The organism is Polymorphobacter multimanifer (genome assembly GCF_014205635.1).
Lineage (GTDB): Bacteria > Pseudomonadota > Alphaproteobacteria > Sphingomonadales > Sphingomonadaceae > Sandarakinorhabdus > Sandarakinorhabdus multimanifer.
Window position 1 is genome coordinate 21208 of record NZ_JACIIV010000031.1, and the last position, 16955, is coordinate 38162.

The following is a 16955-nucleotide window of genomic DNA, read 5'->3' on the forward strand; positions in this document are numbered from 1 at the left end:
GGCCGGCCTGCGTTATGGAGGAAGAGATGACTGCCATGGACACGCCGGTCGCCAGGGTCGGGCGCTACCGCTGGGTGATCGTCGGATTGCTCTTCACGGCAACCGCGATCAACTACATCGATCGGCAGATGATCGGCGTGCTCAAACCCACGCTTTCTGCCGATCTCGGCTGGTCGGAAACCGATTTTGCCAACGTCATCTTCTTCTTCCAGCTCGCCTATGCCATCGGCTACATCGGCTTCGGCCGCGTCGTCGATCTGATCGGCGAGCGGCTCGGCTATACCATCGCCTTCACGATCTGGACCGTGGCGCACATGCTCCACGGCGGCGTCTATTCGGTCGCCCAGTTCGCCATGGCGCGCTTCGGGCTGGGCATCGGTGAAGCAGGCAACTTCCCGGCCGGCATCAAGGCCGTCACCGAATGGTTCCCGGCGCGCGAACGCGCCACCGCCATCGGCATCTTCAACGCCGGCGCCAATGTCGGCGCCATCATCACGCCCTTGCTCGTGCCGGCGCTCACCATCGCCTATGGCTGGCGCTCGACCTTCGTCATCACCGGCGGGTTCAGCATCATCTGGCTCATTGCCTGGCTCGCCATCTACCGCCGCCCCGCACAAAAGCCGCAGGTGAGCGCCGAGGAGCTCGCCTATATCACCCAGGATCCGGCCGATCCGATCACGCCGATGCCATGGCGCCGGCTCATCACCATGCGCGAGACCTGGGCCTATGCGCTCGGCAAGTTCTTCATCGATCCGATCTGGTGGTTCTTCCTGTTCTGGCTGCCGGGCTTTCTCGGCAGCCGCTATGATCTCGATCTCGTCAGCTTCGGCCCGCCGCTCGTCGCCATCTATCTGATGTCCGATGTCGGGAGCATTGTCGGCGGCTGGTCGTCATCGCGGATGATCAAGGCCGGAAAATCGGTCAACTACGCCCGCAAGATGACCATGCTGGTCTGTGCCTTCGCCGTCACGCCGGTGTTCGTGGCGCAGTCGATCGACTCGCTCTGGCTCAACGTGCTCATCATCGGCGTGGCCACCGCCGCCCATCAGGCCTTTTCCGCCAACCTCTACACCCTGCCTTCCGATCTCTTCCCCCGCAGTGCTGTCGGTTCGGTTATCGGCATCGGCGGCACCGTGGGTGCGGTCGGCGGCATGCTGATGGCCAAATATGCCGGCTTCGTGCTCGATGGGATCGGCAGCTATACGCCGCTCTTCGCAGTCGCCGGGTCCGCCTATTTCCTGGCGCTCGCCGCGGTGCACCTGCTCAGCCCCCGCCTCGCCCGCGCCGAACTGAAGGACGCTGCCTGATCAGCAGCCACATCAGGTCCGACGCGGCCGACCACTATCGACAGGCAGGCATCCCCTTGCCAGCCCCCGCGGTGACGAACGACGTCGTCGCCGTGCGGTGGACGATCGACACGGCACCACCGGGCAGCACAGCCTCGGCTTCCTCTTTCTGCGTCGCGGAGATCAGATATCGCCCCGCTTCGCGGACAGGCACGGTCACGACGCCTTCGGCATCAGCAACGACCAGCTTCGACCATTTGTCGGGGCTGATGACCGTCATGGTCATGTTCTTCACGGCCTTGCCATCGCGCTGCAGCGTGAAGCGATCGGCATCGCGGGCAACCGGCACGATCTCGAACGGCATCGCGGCTCTGGTCTCGCTCCGGCCAGCGCGGGCGAAATAGACAATCCCGGCCTTTTTGCCGTCTTCCGACCAGGGCGCAAAGACATTGTCATCGATGACGCGGACATCGCCGGGCGGCACGGCGACTTCGATAAAGCCGGCCTTGCGCACCAGCGAACCGGCCACAGTGGGCACAAGCCTGGGTGCTGTCAGCTTGTCGAATTCCGGGTCGCCGCCAGCGGGCAGGGCTTCGGCAGGCTCACCGAGGTAGATGCGGGCAGGGCCAGCGCAGTCACGCTCGATCCACACTTCATGAGCTTGCGTTGCACTCGCCAGGCCGAGCAGAAGAACGGCAAAAAGGGGTCTTTTCATCGGTGTTTTCCTTGTCGATCGGGAAGAAGATTGAGCGCGAGCCAGACAGCACCGGCGGCCAGCATGAGCAGGCCGATCCAGAAGACGGGGCCGAAGACCGGGCCCCGTGCGGCGATCGCCAGCGGCAATGCCACGAGCACCGCCACCCACCCGAGCGCGCGCATCCACCGCGCGCGCCGGGGCGTGCCAAACGCACCGAAGCGGCGGCGGTGATGCACCGGGTCGGCAAGCCCGAACAAGGCCAGAGCCGCCAGGACAACCAGAAGACAGAGCCAGATCATTCGGCGGCCTCCAGCGCTGCCGGCGATCGATGCGCCTTGTCCCGCACCCGCGTCTTGTCCCGCACCCGCGTCGGCTGCGCACGATGCCCACCCACCCGGCGCGCGACCACGAGATAGGCCAGGCCGAACACCAGCATCATGGCATCTATTCCGGCCAGCAGATGGTCCCCCTGCCCCAGTGCGGCACCGATACCGCGATCGGTGGCGATCATGTTGTATGCCGGAAGCGCCGCGAGCAGTGCGCCAGTCAGGCCGAGGGTAATCGTCCAGGCCCTTTTCGGCGAGCGCAGGGCTGCGACCAGCAGCACCGCCGCCCACGCCATGAACATCACATGGATCTCCCAGTCCGCCCTGCCCTTCATCCCCAGCGGGAGCAGGCGGTTGGCCCAGAACAGCACCGCGATACCGAGCGGAAATCCGCCGACCACCCCGATATTCAGCCATTCCACCAGCCGGAAGCCAAAGTACGGCCGCGCCGGATCGGGCAGCCGGGCGCGGCGCTTGACCGTCCACAACACCAGGCCGCTGCCGACCATGATCGACCCGGCAACGCCGCAGAGGAAATAGACCAGCCGCAGCCCATCATCGGCAAAGCGCCCAGCGTGCAGCCCGATCATCGCACCGGCGGTCACGGCGGCACCGCCGGGTGCGGGTGATTCCCAGACCAGCGCTCCACTGACACCGTCATAGGTCAGGCTCGGCGTGCGGGTCGACAACATCGACGTCGGCGCACGGCTGATGGTGACCCGCGCCGCGGCATCCCCCGGCAGGTCGACCGAAACCGCTCCGGCCGGCGCCCCGAAGCGACGCTCGGCATCCTCGACCAGCCGGTCCAGATCGTGCAGCGGCACGCGCGTGTTGCTCCGCTCGACCTGCTCCGCAAACGGAAACAGCACATCCGACAGCGCCTGGTCATCGGTGTAGTTCGCAACCACGGCCCAGGGCATCAGCAGCGCCATCAGCGTGACCAGCCCGGTGTAGGTGATCATCAGATGGAACGGCAGGGCCAGCACCGCAACGGCATTATGCCCATCGAGCCAGGACCGCTGACCGCGGTCGCGGCGCATCGTGAAGAAATCCTTGAAGATCTTCTTGTGGGTGACGATGCCCGACAGGATAGCGACGAGCATCGCCATGGCGGCAAGCCCGACCAGCCACCGCGCCCAGATCACCGGCATGTAATGCAGGTCGAAATGCATCCGGTAGAAGAACTCGCCGCCGCGCGTCTCGCGAACGACGGCCGGCTCGCCATCGGCGCCGATGATCGCCTGGTTGTCGCGGCGGCCGCGACGGCGCGGCTGGCCTTCCACCGGCTCGGGCTGCCAGAACAATTGCGCCCCCGCCGTCGATGTGTTCGGCAAGGTGATGAACCAGTTCTTGGCATCGGGTGCCCTGCCGGCAAGGAATCGCTGCGCGCCGGCGATGACAGGTGCGCGCTGCTCGACGCGCGCCAGTTCGGGCCGCATCCAGCGATTGAGGCCATCGCGGTAAAAGGCGAGTGTCCCGGCCACGAAGACGATGAACAGCACCCAGCCGAGCAACAGCCCCGACCAGCTGTGCAGGAATGCCTGGGATTGGCGCAGGCCGCCGCCGGGGCCGCTCACAACCGCCCCGTGCTGGCGATCGACGCCATGGCAAGACACGCCGCAACAAGGCCGAGCGCCACCAGTGTCCAGACCGCGCGCCATCCGCTGCGCGCCGCAAACGCCCACATGGCGGCAGCGGCGCAAATGACGAACGCCGCCAGCGTGGCGACGATCGTCACCTGCGCCCGGTCGCCGGGCAGCACCCGCGCCAGTGCCATGGCCCACACACTCGCCACTGCGTAGCCGAGCGGCATGGCGGCCACGATCCGCAGCGCCATGTCCCCACGGCGACGGCTATGGCTGTGCGCCTTCATTAAAGGGTAAACCGGACGGTGGCGAAGACCGAGCGCGGGCTGCCGAAGTAGTTGCCGCGCCCGCTGCTGCTGATGCGAGCGTAATAGCTGCGATCGAACACGTTGTTGACGTTGACCGACAGCGCGATCGCGTCGCTGATCCTGTAGCCTCCGCGCAGGTCGAGCACCGCATAGCTGCCTTGGCGCACAATCGTTGAACGGGTGCGCAGGCTGCCATCGGCGTTGAAAACGGCAGCATTGCCGCCGGCCGTGGCGCTGAACCACGTCACGCCGCCACCGATGCTGAAGCCGGCCAGCGCCCCTTCCTCCGGCGCATAGTTGGAAAACGCCTTTATCGAATGCGCAGGAATCACCGGCACAAAGGAAATGCCTTCGAGCAGCGGGTTGGTGCCCTCCAGATACTGGTTGCTGATGTAAGCATAGCCACCGTTGATCCGCCAACCGGGCAGGATCTCGCCCGCCGCTTCGGCCTCGATGCCCCGCGCGCGCACCTTGCCGATCTGCTGGACAACACCGGGCAGGTCGGGATCGGTGAACAACCGGTTGGACTGGACGATCTGGTACACTGCCGCTGACAGCAGCAGCGAGTCGCCGAACATCGAAAGCTTCGTGCCGGCCTCATATTGCGATCCGATCAACGGCTCGATCGCGCCACCGCCGACGCGCGGGAGTGCAGAGGTCTGCGGCGTGAAGCTGTCGGCATAGCTCGCATAGACGTTGAGGGTGTCGCTCACATCCCAGACGATGCCGGCATAGGGGGTGAACCGGTTGTCGATGGAGTATCCCGTCGGCTCGAGCTCCCGCGGCAGCAGCGTCTGGTTGTCGGTGTCCCACCAGGTCAACCGCCCGCCGCCGACCAAGGTTACCCCGGCAACCGGGCTCAGCCGCAGCTGTCCATACAGGCCGAACTGCTCGACATCGCTGATCGTGCCGCCATAGACCTGCGTGACAGGCCCGGCCGGACCGACAAACGGCGGCAACGGGCCGAACGGATCGAGTGGCGGCTCGGCCGGCGACAACGGGGCATAGACGTCGATGCGCGCATAGTTGGAAAGCCGGGTAAAGTTCTGGCGCTGCGAGTTGGCCTGGTAATCGGCACCAAGGATCAGCGTCTGCTCGCGCCCGAAGGCCGGGAAGCTGCCGATGCCGTTGAAGTCGAACGAGCGCGTCGTCATGTAGCTGTCACCGCGATAGGCGATATGGCTGGTGACGCCGTTCGTCGGAGTGATCGGCTGGTTGCCGATATAGCTGTACACATCGATGCGATCGACATCGGTGTACAGCCCGCTGGCACGCAGAGTCCAACGATCGCTCACCCGGTGCGTCAGCTCAACGAACGCCGACCATGTGTCGGACTGGAACCTGTTCCAGTCGGCACCCAGAAACGTCGAGCGCGGCACATCGAGCAGCTGGCCGTCGCTGCCGTCGAGCCCGCCGATCAGGCCAGGCAGGCCCGATTGGATGGCCGGCTTGAAGCGATCATAATTGGCGCCGAAGGTCAGCGTCGTGCGCTCGCCGAGGTCCACCGATCCCACGCCAAAGGCACCGATCCGATTACGGTGCGCGACATCGAAGAACTGGTCCTGGTCCTGGATCATCGCGCCGACACGGATGCCGACACCGTCGGAGATCGGCACCGAAAGGTCGATCTCGCCGCGGACGTTGTCGAAGCTCCCATAGCCGGCCGAAGCACGCAGCTGCATGGTGTCGAGTGGACGCTTGCGGACCAGGTTGATGCTGCCGGCAGGGTTGCCCGATCCGCTGAACAGGCCGGCAGGCCCGCGCAGCACCTCGAGCCGATCATAGAAGAACAGGTCAGGGACGACACCCGGAAAGCCGAGCGACAGCGTGGGAACGCCGTCGATCATGTAATTGTTGATGGCAAAGCCCCGCGAGAGGAAGCTGGGGTCCTCGCTGCCGACGCCATTGACGGTAATGCCGGGGGCAGCGGTCAGCGCGTCCTCGAGGGTGAACAGGTTCTGCGCCTCGATCTGCGTGCGATCGATGACGGTGATCGAGTTGGGAACATCCTTGAGCGGCGTGAAGGTCTTCCCCACCGACTTCCCATAGCTCTTGCCATAGACGACGATTTCCGCGCCGACATTGTCCTCAGCGTCGGTGGCGAGGTCGATGTCGATCCCGGTCGCGTGCAGCGCCTGGCCAATTCCGAAAATGGCGGCCCCGGTCAACATCAAGGTGGATCTGCGCATTCGTCTTGCTCCCGCTGTGAGCGCAGCTGTTAGACGCAATGCAATTGCGAGTCACTCTTATTATCAACATTCAACCAAAGTTTTATGGCTGCTCGCTCTCGGCTGATCGAGCGCAGCCCCTGTGCGTGCCAGGAGCGGCAAACCACAGAATCTGAACGAGAAAGCCCCCCGCCACAGGGCTGGCGAGGGGTTTGTATCACTGGTTTCAGTCGGGATCGCTTTCAGGCCCGGGCACTGCGCCGAACGGCCCGAACTGGTGGTCGCGAAAAACCGCAGCGAAACGTGTTTCGTCAATGGCGCCTTCCCAGCGTGACACGATGACTGTGGCCACGGCATTGCCGATGAAATTGGTCAGTGCCCTGCATTCGGACATGAAGCGATCGATGCCGAGGATCAGCGCCATGCCGGCGATCGGCACGCTGGGTACGATGGAGAGCGTGGCAGCGAGCGTGATAAACCCCGCCCCCGTCACGCCCGCGGCACCCTTGGAGCTCAGCATCGCCACACCGAGCAAGAGCAATTGTTCGCCCAGGCTCAACTCCGTCCCGGTGGCTTGTGCGATGAACAACGCCGCCAGCGTCATGTAGATGTTCGTGCCATCGAGATTGAACGAATACCCTGTAGGAACGACAAGGCCCACAATCGCCTTCGGGCATCCCGCACGCTCCATCTTTTCCATGAGGCTCGGCAAGGCCGATTCAGAGCTGCTGGTGCCCAGCACGAGCAGCAGTTCGGCCTTGAGATAGCGGATGAGCGTGAAGATCGAAAAACCCGCAGCCCGCGCGACCAGCCCCAGGATCACAACAACGAAGAAGATCGACGTGAGATAGAAGGTGGCAACAAGGGCGGCGAGGTTGGCGATAGAACCGATACCGTATCTGCCGATGGTGAAGGCAAACGCACCGAGAGCGCCGATCGGAGCCGCGCGCATGAATATGGCGACCAGCCGGAACATGCCGGCCGCGGTCGCTTCGAGCACGCGCACCAGCGGCTGCGCGGGCGCGCCGACCATGGCGAGCGCAACACCGAAGCTTATCGCGAAGAACAGCACCTGTAGCAGATTGCCATCGACAAAGGCGCCGGCGACCGTCTCCGGAATGATGCCCATGAGGAAGTTGGTGATCGTCTGCTCCCGGGCCTTCTCGGTATAGCTTGCGACCTCTCCGGTATCGAGCGTTGCCGGATTGATGTTCATGCCGGCCCCCGGCTGCACCACATTGGCCACGATGAGGCCGACAATCAGCGCGATGGTGGAGAAGAACAGGAAATAGGCAAAGGCCTTGCCGGCAACCCGTCCCACACTTCCCAGATCGCGCATGGCGGCGATGCCGGTGACGATGGTGAGAAAGATCACCGGCGCGATGATCATCTTCACAAGCTTGATGAAGGCATCGCCCAGCGGCTTCATGGCCACGCCCGTATCCGGCGCGAAATGGCCGATCAGCCCGCCGGCGATGATGGCGGCAAGCACCTGGAAATACAGCTGGGCATAGACCGGCGGTCGTCTGGCCGAGCGGGTCCGATAAGAAGCGCCGATAGCGATGGCCTGTCCCCTGTCCTGTGTCCGATCACGCGCGGTTCCGCGCACAGCATTCAGTTCGCCGATGCTGCCTCGGGAGACACATTTGCCGAAAGATAGGCCACCACCTTTTCAAAGTCTTCGTCGGTCAGCACCGCCCCCTGCCCCACCATGGCGCTGACCACCTCGGCCCATTCGTCCGACGATCTCGGCTGTGCGACGATCACGTCCATGCCGTGGCACCGGGTGCACGAATCAATGACCTGCTGCTTGCCGGGGCCATCAGGCAAGTCGACCGCACCCGCAAGGGCAGTTGCACCCGCAATCACGCTGGTGCCTGCCAGCACCGAAACCAGAACAGCCCGAACTCGGTTCATTACTCTCTCCATTCCCAGCACCGGCATCAGTCGGGTGACTCTGCCGCAGCATTCTCCGATTTGCCGCTGCCGGCACCGGTGGCAGCGGGTGCCGGTTCAAGCCGCAGCACCATACCGTCGGTATCGTTCGGGCCACGCAAGCGCCCTTCGGTCAGGAGATAGATGAAGCCGTCCGGCCCCTGCCGAATGTCACGGAAGCGCACGCCGAGCTCGTTCAGCATCGTATCGCCCTGTCGCACGAAATCTCCGCGGATGACCATCTGCGCGATCTTCTTTGTGCTGGCGCCTGCCACGATCAGGCTGCCCTTCAGCCGGGGGAATTTGTCACCGGTATAGAAAAACATGTTCTCGGGGTTGAAGTTTGGATTCCAGAAGAACAGCGGATCATCCATGCCGTCGCGATGAAACGGCTGGTCGGATACCAGGCTGCCCGAATAGTGTCGGCCCATCGAGACCAGCGGCCATCCGTAATTGTGGCCGGGCAACACCCGGTTGACCTCGTCGCCACCGGCCGGCCCGAACTCGGTCGCCCACATCTCTCCGGTTTTGGGGTCCCAGGCCATCCCGTACACATTGCGGTGGCCATAGCTGTAGATCTCGCCTCTGGCACCGGGCGTGCCGACGAACGGATTGTCGGGCGGCACCGAGCCATCATCACGCACCCGCAGGATCTTGCCGATATGGCTGCCAAGCTGTTGCGCCTGCGGCCGGGCGCTGGACCGATCATTGGCGGTGGTGCCATCACGGTCCCCCACGCTGATGTAGAGCATGCCGTCCGGGCCGAAGACCATCCTTCCGCCATAGGTGCCGAGCGGGCTTTCCCAAGCCTCGGCGACGAGTATGTCCTGAACGGACGTCAAGCGACCCGCGTCGAAGCGCGCGCGTGCAACCGCGAGTGTCGTTCCCGTCTGCGGCTCGCGGTCCTTGGTGTAGGAGATATAAAGCAAATTGTTCCGCGCGAAGTCGGGATGCAGCACGATGTCGTGAAGGCCGCCCAGACCGACGTTGTTGAAGGTCGGCAGGCCCGCCACCGGCGCCGGATCGAGCACGCCATCGGTGATCACCCGCAGGCGTCCGGGCCGCTCGGTCACCAGCATGGTGCGCCCGTCGGGCAGGAACACCAGCCCATCGGGATGCGACAGCCCCTCCGCCAGCTTTACGACCCGAAGCCCCATGCCGCCTTGGCTTCTGAGGAGCACCGGCTTGTCGACCGCAACGCCGCTCAGCGCATCGGCGGGGTAGTTGCGGGCGATCTGGGCAGCGGTCAGGGGCGACGTGATCCCCGGCGTGTCGATCGGCTGGGCAAGCACCGCCACCGGCACCGTGACGGCAAGCGCTGCAATTCCGAATGCTTTCAAGGCAAGCGTCATAAATCCCCCAACAGGCACATCAGTTCATCAGTGCGCATCAAACGGTCAGTCCACACGCATCGCCACAAGCTCGGCGGGATGATCCACACCGCCCACGCCCACGACGATATATTGCTTGCCCCGGTACATGTATGAGATCGGCGGGGACGTCGTGCCGGCGCCGAGATCGGCCTCCCACACCACTTTGCCAGTCTTCTTGTCATAGGCGCGGAACATGTTGCCGCCGCTTAGCTTGGGAATGCTCAAGCCAACCTTGTCGCCCTCGCCGACGAACAGGAAGGATTTGGTCAGCAGTGGCGCAGCCCGGCCGGCCTGGCCGAGGGGCGGAAGCTTCAGATCCTTCAGCAGCGGATGATCGCGTGGCCCGTCACCGTTGGGCACCATCCACAGATGGTCGCCGCTGTTCATGTCGATCGCGGTGATCCGCCCATAGGGCGGCTTGACCATCGGCAAGCCCTGCGGGCCCTCCATGTACAGGCTCGATTCCGGGGGCCGCCGATAATTGTCCCGGCCGATCCAGGGCACGCTGACCGACGGAATATAGGCTATCCCCGTCTCGGGATCGAGCGCTGCACCAGTCCAGTTGGCGCCGCCGACCCAGCCCGGCATGTACAGCGTGCCGAGCTTGCCATCGGGCCCGCCTGCGGGCGAGGGCGGGGTGTACATGCCGCCATGCACATAGCGGCCGAGGATCCGCACTGCTTCCGCGCGCAGCGCGGGGGTGAAGTCGATCAGCTGGTCGGCGTCCATGCCCTGCCGGTCGAACGGCTTGGGCTTCACCGGGATCGGCTGGGTGGGAGATGCCTTTTCGCCGGGCATGGTCGTTGCGGGCACCGGCGTCTCGACGATGGGGAACAGCGGCTCGCCGGTCGCCCGGTCGAAGGCGAAGACATAGGCCATCTTCGTCACCTGGATGGCGGCCTGCCGCTTTCGGCCGTTGACCATGATGTCGGCCAGCATCGGCGGGCTGGGCAGATCATAGTCCCAGAGATCATGATGGACGGTCTGGAAGTGCCAGATCTTCTTTCCGGTTCGTGCCTCCAGGGCAACGAGCGAGTCCGAGTAGAGATTGTCGCCGGGCCGGGCGACGCCATAATAGTCGTTCGCCGGCGCGCTGAGCGGCAGATATACCAGCCCGAGCTTCTCGTCGGCGCTGAACGCCGACCAGACCTTGGTCTTGCCGCCCTGTCGCCAGGATTCATTGTCCCATGTGTCAGCGCCCGGCTCGCCTTCCTGCGGCACGGTGTGGAACGTCCAGAGCAGCTTGCCGGTGCGCACATCGAAGCCGCGCACATTGCCGGCGAGCGACGCCTTGTTGATGTCGGCGGTGCCAATGGCGATCGGCTGGCCGCCAACCACGATCACGTCCCCCACCACGATCGGCGCCGGCGCGTTCCAGGAAAACAGGGTTCTTGGCGCCTCGCGCAGATCGACCCGGCCCTTGTCGCCGAAATCCTCGACAATCTCCCCGGTCCGCGCGTCGAGCAGATAGAGGAAATTGCCGCGGATGGTGACGATGCGCGCACCCGCACCCTTGCCCCAAAGTGCCAATGCGCGGCTCGCCGCAGCCGGTGTCAGCCGCCCATCACCGGGGAATCCCGCCTGACGCCAGAGGATCTTGCCGCTTCCCGGATCGCGCGCTTCCACCAGGCCGATCTGGTTGCTGATGTACATTACCCCGCCAACAACCAGCGGTGCGTTGCGGAAGTTGTTGGAAGGCACCAGCGCCGGGTTTTCGGCGCGATACGCCGGGTCGAGTGCGGGTGCGCGTCAGACGATCTTGAGCCGATCGATGTTGCCGGCGTTGATCTGGTCCAGCGCCGAATATTTCGTATCACCGAGGTCGCCGCCGAAATGCGCCCAGTCAGCCTTGGCCTGTGCGTGCGCCGCTGTAGCGCAAAGCGACAGTGCGAGCGCCAGACCGATAGATTTTAGAGCCGCCATATCGTCTCGATCTCCATCAGTTGCCCGTCCGGTGGCCAGTGCTCAGCTCAATAGCCAACGGCATAGCCCATGCGCCGCGGGTCGGAGCCCGCCAGCCGCGTGCCATGCTGCGACTGGAGGATCGCCTGGATGCTGCCGATCGCATAGGGCCCGACCGATCTGACATTGTGCCCCATGGCGCGCAGCCCCGCGGAACTGTCGGCGGAGAATCGCGACTCCAGTTGCAGCGTGATCGCGGCTCCCGGCGTGTAGAAGCCCGGGTCGGCATCGAGGGCAAGCCGTGGCGCTTCGATGGCAGCCTGCACCGGCAGCCCCCGGTCGATGACGTTGACCAGATACTGGAATTGCGTCTGGCCGATGGTCTCGCCGCCCGGCGTGCCGAAAACCATCTTGAACTGCCCCTTGTCGAGCACGATCGTCGGACAATTGCCGAGCAGCGGAACCCGCCCGCCTTTCACGAAATTCGGATGCTCCCGGTAAGGTGCGGTGGACCCTTCGCGCAGGCCGTTGTTACAGAACAGCCCGGTATCACCCATGATGACATTGGCGCCGAAGCCGCCACCCAGGGTCGTGGTGACGCCGATCGCATTGCCGTCGCTGTCGGTGATCGAGATGTTGGTCGTGTCGCCGGGCACGCTGCGCCCACCGCGAAACGAAAGGACTGGGCTGCGCGCGTTGCCGATGTCTGCTCCCGCCGGAAACGGAATTGTGCGCGCCGGGTTGATGAGGCGCCGCCGCTGGTTGGCGAACTCCTTTGAAATCAGCGTTGAAACCGGTGCTGGAGCCGATGCCGGGTCGGCGGCATAACGATAGACATCCGCCTTGGCGATCTTGATGCACTCGGCAATCAGATGCAGCGCCCGCGGACTGTCTGCCGGCATGGCACCGATGTCGAAGCCTTCGAGCAGGTTCAGCTGCTCACATGTCTCGATGCCGGTTCGCGACGTCAGCGGCGAGCAGATCACATCGAGCCCGCGGTAGTTGGTCGACACCGGCTCGACCCATTTCGGCTTGTAGCTGCGCATGTCGTCGAGGCGCAGCCAGCCGCCATTGGCCCTTGAAAAGCGGTCCATTTCCCGGGCAATCGGGCCCGAATAGAAATGGTCATACGCCGCCGTCAGTCCGCCGTCCCGGCTTGCCCCGCCCTTGATGGCAGCCGTTTCCGCATCGGCGAGCGCCTGAAAGCTGCGCGCCAGCGGCAGGTTCTTGAACATGGCACGCGCCGCCGGTGGGTTGCCGCCCGGAAAATAGATCGCCGCCGTTGTCGGATACTGGGTCAGCCGCGCCTGTTGGCGAACGATCGACTGGGCGATGGAGGGATCGAGCGGATGGCCATCGCGCGCATAGCCGATGGCGGGCTCCAGCAGCACCGACAGCGGCAGCTTGCCATAGCGACGCGCCAGTTCAATCCAGCCGCCAAATGCACCCGGCGTCACCACCGCCTTTGGGCCCGCAGTCAGATCGGCCGCAGATGCAGTGTCTTCAAGGAGGCGAGGCGCAGCGCCGGCGAAGGCGAGCGCCGTGATCTTGCCGGTCTTGCCTTCAAAACAGGTCGCAAATCCGTTGCCCGCAGCCCCCGAAGCCCAGGGCTCGACAACATTCAGCACCGCCATCACCGCAACCGCCGCGTCGGCGGCGGTGCCACCCTGCATCAGCATGCGCAGCCCCGCCATCGATGCGAGAGGGTGCCCGGCAGCGACCAGACCGTTCGGCCCTGCCACTTCGACGCGGTGTTGCGCCACCGTGCTGGCCCCCGTCGCCGGCGCGTCAGGGGCCTGGCGGCCGACCCCGGCCTCGCCAACCGCAGGCACTTGCGCGCTGGCGGGCCGTGTTGCCACCCCAGCTGCAACAGCAACCGACAAGCCGCCGATTAGGATTTCCCGACGGCCGAGCTTGCTGCGCTCGGACACTTCTTTGCTCAGCGGCTCCATTGTCATCCACTCGCTCCCAAAACAGTCGCTATTGCCGAAGAGCAAAGGCTCATTCGGGCATCTTGATTGTTGGCACACCGTCCTTTTTGTAAGTCACACCGTTCTTGATCACGGTCTGGACTGTGAACAGATTGTTCAAATTGTGATAAACCGGGTCACCCGGCACAGTGATGATGTCCGCCCGCTTGCCGGGCTCGATGGTCCCGACATCCGACTGGCCCATGATGCGGGCATTGACACGCGTCGTATCGGCAATCACCTCGAGCGGAGAAAGCCCCTCGTCGACGAGGACCTTCATCTCCCTCACCAGGCCGTCGGTGTTGAAGTTCATCGGTGTGCCGCTATCGGTGCCGACGCCCATCAGCGCATTCGATTCGATCAGCTGTCGCACCTGCGGGCTGCGAAACTTCACCTGCCGGTTGATGCCGGCAAAATGTCCCTCGGCCGGCCATTCCTTGAAGGATTCCTGCATAGCCGCCCAGATGTCGGCCGGGAACAGGCTCTTCAGCACCGGGTCCTGAAGCCGTGCAGGAAACGCGACAGTGTCGGGGTAGATCCAGCTCCGGTGCGCCGCCGTGAGCACCACCGGCCGGTTGCTCTCGGCAATCGTGCGAACCAGCTCGGGATCATAGGTCGGGCCACCGGCTGAGCCCATGTGCTGGAACACATCGACACCCGCATCATAGGCGTTGCGCACATCCGCTTCGGCATAAAGATGCGCGTGCACCTTGATCCGATTGGCATGCGCCGCCTTCACGATGGCAAAATAATCCTCTCGGGTCAGTCCGGCGTGCGCCTTGATCACGTCGACCCCCATCTTGAACAGGCGGTCGACCGTTTCGGCGCCCTCCTTGGGCGTGGTGATGACCGCCGACGCTTCGGCCGGGAAGCCGCCGAACGCCCGGCGTGTGACGAGCGGCCCCGAAACCTGCAGGCGCGGGCCCGCAACCTCGCCCTTGTTGATCCGGTTGCGCAGGCTGATGCTCTCGACAGGATTGCCCCCCAGGTCGATCGCCGATGTCACGCCCGACATCAGCAACTGATAGGCCGAAAGCTCCATTACCTTCTCGATGGAATACTTCCTGCCGTCCGCCTTGAGCCATTTGAACCAGCCCGCCTCGTCGCCAAACCCGACCATGAAGAGATGGGCATGGGCATCGATCAAGCCGGGCAGCATGGTCTGGCCGCTCGTGTCGATCACTTCGGCCCCGGCAGGAATCGCCACTTCCGACGCCGGCCCCACGGCAACAACCCGCTCGCCCTGAATGACTACCCTGGCATTGTGCAGGGGCGGAACACTCAAGCCGCTGATCAGCATCCCGCCGGTCAGAACGGTGGTCTTTGCTGGCTGGCCCAGGGCCGATGTCGAAGCCAGGGCAAGTGCCATCAGCGCCAGCGTCCGAACTTGCACCATCTGCAGGAGCCGGCCGCAGCGCGTCAGCACCCTTTCGCCGGTTTCAGACCTCAATGCACCCATCATATCCGGCTCCCCCAATCTGGCCAATTGTCGCCGTGCAGCATGTCTTTCGAAAGCGCTGCCAGCAAACGCTAAAGTACGAAGCGGAAACCCGCCCGGAAGGAACGACCGATCGTGTCATACTGGCCCGCGGAGATCGGCTGGTTGTTCCATGCGCCGAAGCCGGTTGGGCCTGCCGCAACGATTGCGGGGTCCTTGTTGGTCAAGTTCCGGATGTTGAAGAACAGCTGATACTGGCTTTCGGGCCCGAACCTGTAGGTCGCCGCAAAGTCGATATAGGCCGCAGCCGGCAGGCTGATGCTGTCGTAGGTAGGGTTGTTGCCGGTGGAAGTCGGGCAGGCGGTGGTGCACTCGATGAACTCGTTGCTGAGCACCGAGCCCGAGATGCCGCGTACCGTTCCCGTCAGCGACATCGGGCCGTTGTCGTAGTTGAGCGAGAAGGAATAGCGCCAGTTCGGCAGGTTGACCGTGCCGGCGCGCTTGATCGGGATCGAGCCGGGCAGGGCGGAATCGACGGTATAGTCGATATAGCGTGTCGCCAGCGCGCGGATCGCGATGCCGCCGCCGATGCCCGGAATGACATCGTCGACGTTGAAGCGATAGCTGGCTTCGACGTCGAGGCCCTGCGTGCTCTCCGTGGCAAGGTTGATCGGCGCGTTGATGATGTCGAACTGGTTGACAGCACCCGGTGTGGCGGTGATCCGCGCGCACGCCGTCTGGTTGCCGGCGAAGCACAGGTTGACGATCTGCTGGATGGTCAAGCTGCCGATCGCCTGGGTGACGTCCACCTTGTAATAATCGATCGAGGTGTTGAACCCCGGCAGGAACGCCGGCTGCAGCACCACGCCGGCGCTGTAGGTCCGGCCGATTTCCGGTTCGAGATCGGGGTTGCCCGAAGCCAGCGAGCGGGCCGTGCGGGCAGCGCCGTTGCTGTTGGGATCCTGGAACGAGGCTTGGGACTGGGACACGCCGGCAAAGCGATCGGCGAGGTTCGCTTCGCGCACGTCACGCGATGCGACGCCGCGGATGCGCACGCCATCGATCGGCGCATATTCGGCACCGATCTTCCAGGTGGCATAGGTGCCACTGCTGTACTTCACGGCACGAACGGCGGCGTTCAAGTTGAGGGATTTGGCCCAGGCCGTGTCCAGCGCCAGCGGCACCACTGTTTCCAGATAGGCATCCGAAATCTTGTAGCTGCCGATCGTGGGCAGACCGCCCGTCGTGTCCCAGTTCCCCGGGCTTTGCGTGGTGATGGCATCGGCAAACCCGTCGGCCGATTGGGTGCGATGCTCGGCGCCGAATGCGATCGAAACCGGCCCGGCCCAGATGTCGAAGGGCTCGCCTGCAATATTGATGCTGACGACATTCTGCTTGTAGACATCGCTGCGGAACGGATCGCCGATCACATAATCGATTTGCGCCTGGCTGTTCACGCCGGTGCCGAATGCATTGTAGGGCACGCAACCATCATTCGGGTTGGTCAGGGTGGAGCGGCAAACGATTGAACCGTTCGGGGCGCGCACCGCGTCGATCGCCTGCCGGAAATTCGGCAGCAGCGTGGCGCGCGTCGCGGTATTGGTCATGGTGGCGCGCGCAAACTGATAATAGGCCTTCAGCGACCAATCAGAACCAAAGGCGCTGAATTTGCCGTCGATCCCCGCCACTGCACGGGCATAGCCACGTTCCGCTCTGGCGCCCGATGCGCCATTGTCACCTTTCAGCGTGCCGAAGGGCACCGAGGTCAGACCAAGTGCAGTAATTCGCGCCGCAATTTCGGCCGGCATATAAGGATTGTCGGGACGAACCGTCAGGTTGTTCGGAAAGTTGCCGTAATAATAGCGGGTGTCGGTAATTACCCACCCCCTTGCCAAGGGGTCGCGTCTATGATTCACACTATCCATGAATCGCGAGGAACTTGAGCAGCTTACGAAGCCTGAGTTGA

At 64.1% G+C, this 16955-nt stretch carries 14 protein-coding genes; 1 reads left to right on the top strand and 13 read right to left on the bottom strand.

Annotation, left to right across the window (positions count from 1 at the left end; translation table 11 throughout):
• Positions 1 to 14: 14 nt before the first annotated feature.
• The gene (locus FHS79_RS16190) at positions 15 to 1307 is read left to right on the top strand and encodes an MFS transporter (RefSeq protein WP_243452950.1); all 1293 of its coding nucleotides are present in this window, start codon (positions 15 to 17) and stop codon (positions 1305 to 1307) included.
• A gap of 34 nt (positions 1308 to 1341) precedes the next feature.
• Here FHS79_RS16190 and FHS79_RS16195 read toward each other — a convergent pair whose 3' ends face one another.
• The 13 genes from FHS79_RS16195 to FHS79_RS16255 all read right to left on the bottom strand — a co-directional run bounded on the left by FHS79_RS16195 (position 1342) and on the right by FHS79_RS16255 (position 16884).
• A complete protein-coding gene (locus tag FHS79_RS16195; protein WP_184202491.1) occupies positions 1342 to 2001 on the bottom strand; it encodes a DUF4198 domain-containing protein in 660 nt (219 codons plus the stop codon).
• Positions 1998 to 2282 (bottom strand): DUF3325 domain-containing protein, encoded by a 285-nt coding sequence (locus FHS79_RS16200; protein WP_184202493.1) that lies wholly within the window; start codon positions 2280 to 2282, stop codon positions 1998 to 2000. Before FHS79_RS16200 ends, FHS79_RS16195 begins: the two co-directional genes overlap by 4 nt.
• A complete protein-coding gene (locus FHS79_RS16205) occupies positions 2279 to 3886 on the bottom strand; it encodes a PepSY-associated TM helix domain-containing protein (protein WP_341534472.1) in 1608 nt (535 codons plus the stop codon). Before FHS79_RS16205 ends, FHS79_RS16200 begins: the two co-directional genes overlap by 4 nt.
• Positions 3883 to 4146 (bottom strand): hypothetical protein, encoded by a 264-nt coding sequence (locus FHS79_RS16210; protein ID WP_243452951.1) that lies wholly within the window; start codon positions 4144 to 4146, stop codon positions 3883 to 3885. The genes FHS79_RS16205 and FHS79_RS16210 overlap by 4 nt, the downstream gene beginning before the upstream one ends.
• Positions 4147 to 4181: 35 nt before the next feature.
• Positions 4182 to 6392: a TonB-dependent siderophore receptor gene (locus FHS79_RS16215; RefSeq protein ID WP_184202499.1), complete on the bottom strand. Its 2211-nt coding sequence runs from the start codon at positions 6390 to 6392 to the stop codon at positions 4182 to 4184.
• Between the two features lie 205 nt (positions 6393 to 6597).
• Positions 6598 to 7935, bottom strand: coding sequence for a dicarboxylate/amino acid:cation symporter (locus FHS79_RS16220; protein WP_341534473.1), 1338 nt, complete (start codon positions 7933 to 7935; stop codon positions 6598 to 6600).
• Between the two features lie 50 nt (positions 7936 to 7985).
• Positions 7986 to 8288 carry a c-type cytochrome gene (locus FHS79_RS16225; RefSeq protein ID WP_184202501.1) on the bottom strand — a complete coding sequence of 101 codons (303 nt, stop codon included), beginning with the start codon at positions 8286 to 8288 and terminating at the stop codon, positions 7986 to 7988.
• Positions 8289 to 8314: 26 nt separating this feature from the next.
• The gene (locus FHS79_RS16230; protein ID WP_243452952.1) at positions 8315 to 9646 is read right to left on the bottom strand and encodes a PQQ-dependent sugar dehydrogenase; all 1332 of its coding nucleotides are present in this window, start codon (positions 9644 to 9646) and stop codon (positions 8315 to 8317) included.
• A 57-nt stretch (positions 9647 to 9703) separates the two neighbouring features.
• On the bottom strand, positions 9704 to 11380 hold the full coding sequence (locus FHS79_RS16235; protein WP_184202505.1) for an outer membrane protein assembly factor BamB family protein: 1677 nt from the start codon (positions 11378 to 11380) through the stop codon (positions 9704 to 9706).
• Between the two features lie 48 nt (positions 11381 to 11428).
• Entirely contained in the window at positions 11429 to 11602 is a 174-nt protein-coding gene (locus FHS79_RS16240; protein ID WP_184202507.1) for a hypothetical protein, read from the bottom strand.
• Positions 11603 to 11649: 47 nt separating this feature from the next.
• Entirely contained in the window at positions 11650 to 13539 is a 1890-nt protein-coding gene (locus FHS79_RS16245) for a gamma-glutamyltransferase family protein (RefSeq protein ID WP_243452953.1), read from the bottom strand.
• Positions 13540 to 13582: 43 nt separating this feature from the next.
• On the bottom strand, positions 13583 to 14947 hold the full coding sequence (locus tag FHS79_RS16250; protein WP_184202509.1) for an amidohydrolase family protein: 1365 nt from the start codon (positions 14945 to 14947) through the stop codon (positions 13583 to 13585).
• Positions 14948 to 15081: 134 nt separating this feature from the next.
• On the bottom strand, positions 15082 to 16884 hold the full coding sequence (locus FHS79_RS16255) for a TonB-dependent receptor (protein ID WP_184202510.1): 1803 nt from the start codon (positions 16882 to 16884) through the stop codon (positions 15082 to 15084).
• Between the last annotated feature and the right edge of the window lie 71 nt (positions 16885 to 16955).

Bases quoted from the DNA above. Each gene is read 5' to 3' on its own strand.
- FHS79_RS16190 (WP_243452950.1), top strand. From the start codon at position 15: ATGGAGGAAGAGATGACTGCCATGGACACGCCGGTCGCCAGGGTCGGG.
- FHS79_RS16195 (WP_184202491.1), bottom strand. From the start codon at position 2,001: ATGAAAAGACCCCTTTTTGCCGTTCTTCTGCTCGGCCTGGCGAGTGCA.
- FHS79_RS16200 (WP_184202493.1), bottom strand. From the start codon at position 2,282: ATGATCTGGCTCTGTCTTCTGGTTGTCCTGGCGGCTCTGGCCTTGTTC.
- FHS79_RS16210 (WP_243452951.1), bottom strand. From the start codon at position 4,146: ATGGCGCTGCGGATCGTGGCCGCCATGCCGCTCGGCTACGCAGTGGCG.
- FHS79_RS16215 (WP_184202499.1), bottom strand. From the start codon at position 6,392: ATGCGCAGATCCACCTTGATGTTGACCGGGGCCGCCATTTTCGGAATT.
- FHS79_RS16225 (WP_184202501.1), bottom strand. From the start codon at position 8,288: ATGAACCGAGTTCGGGCTGTTCTGGTTTCGGTGCTGGCAGGCACCAGC.
- FHS79_RS16240 (WP_184202507.1), bottom strand. From the start codon at position 11,602: ATGGCGGCTCTAAAATCTATCGGTCTGGCGCTCGCACTGTCGCTTTGC.
- FHS79_RS16245 (WP_243452953.1), bottom strand. From the start codon at position 13,539: ATGACAATGGAGCCGCTGAGCAAAGAAGTGTCCGAGCGCAGCAAGCTC.
- FHS79_RS16250 (WP_184202509.1), bottom strand. From the start codon at position 14,947: ATGGTGCAAGTTCGGACGCTGGCGCTGATGGCACTTGCCCTGGCTTCG.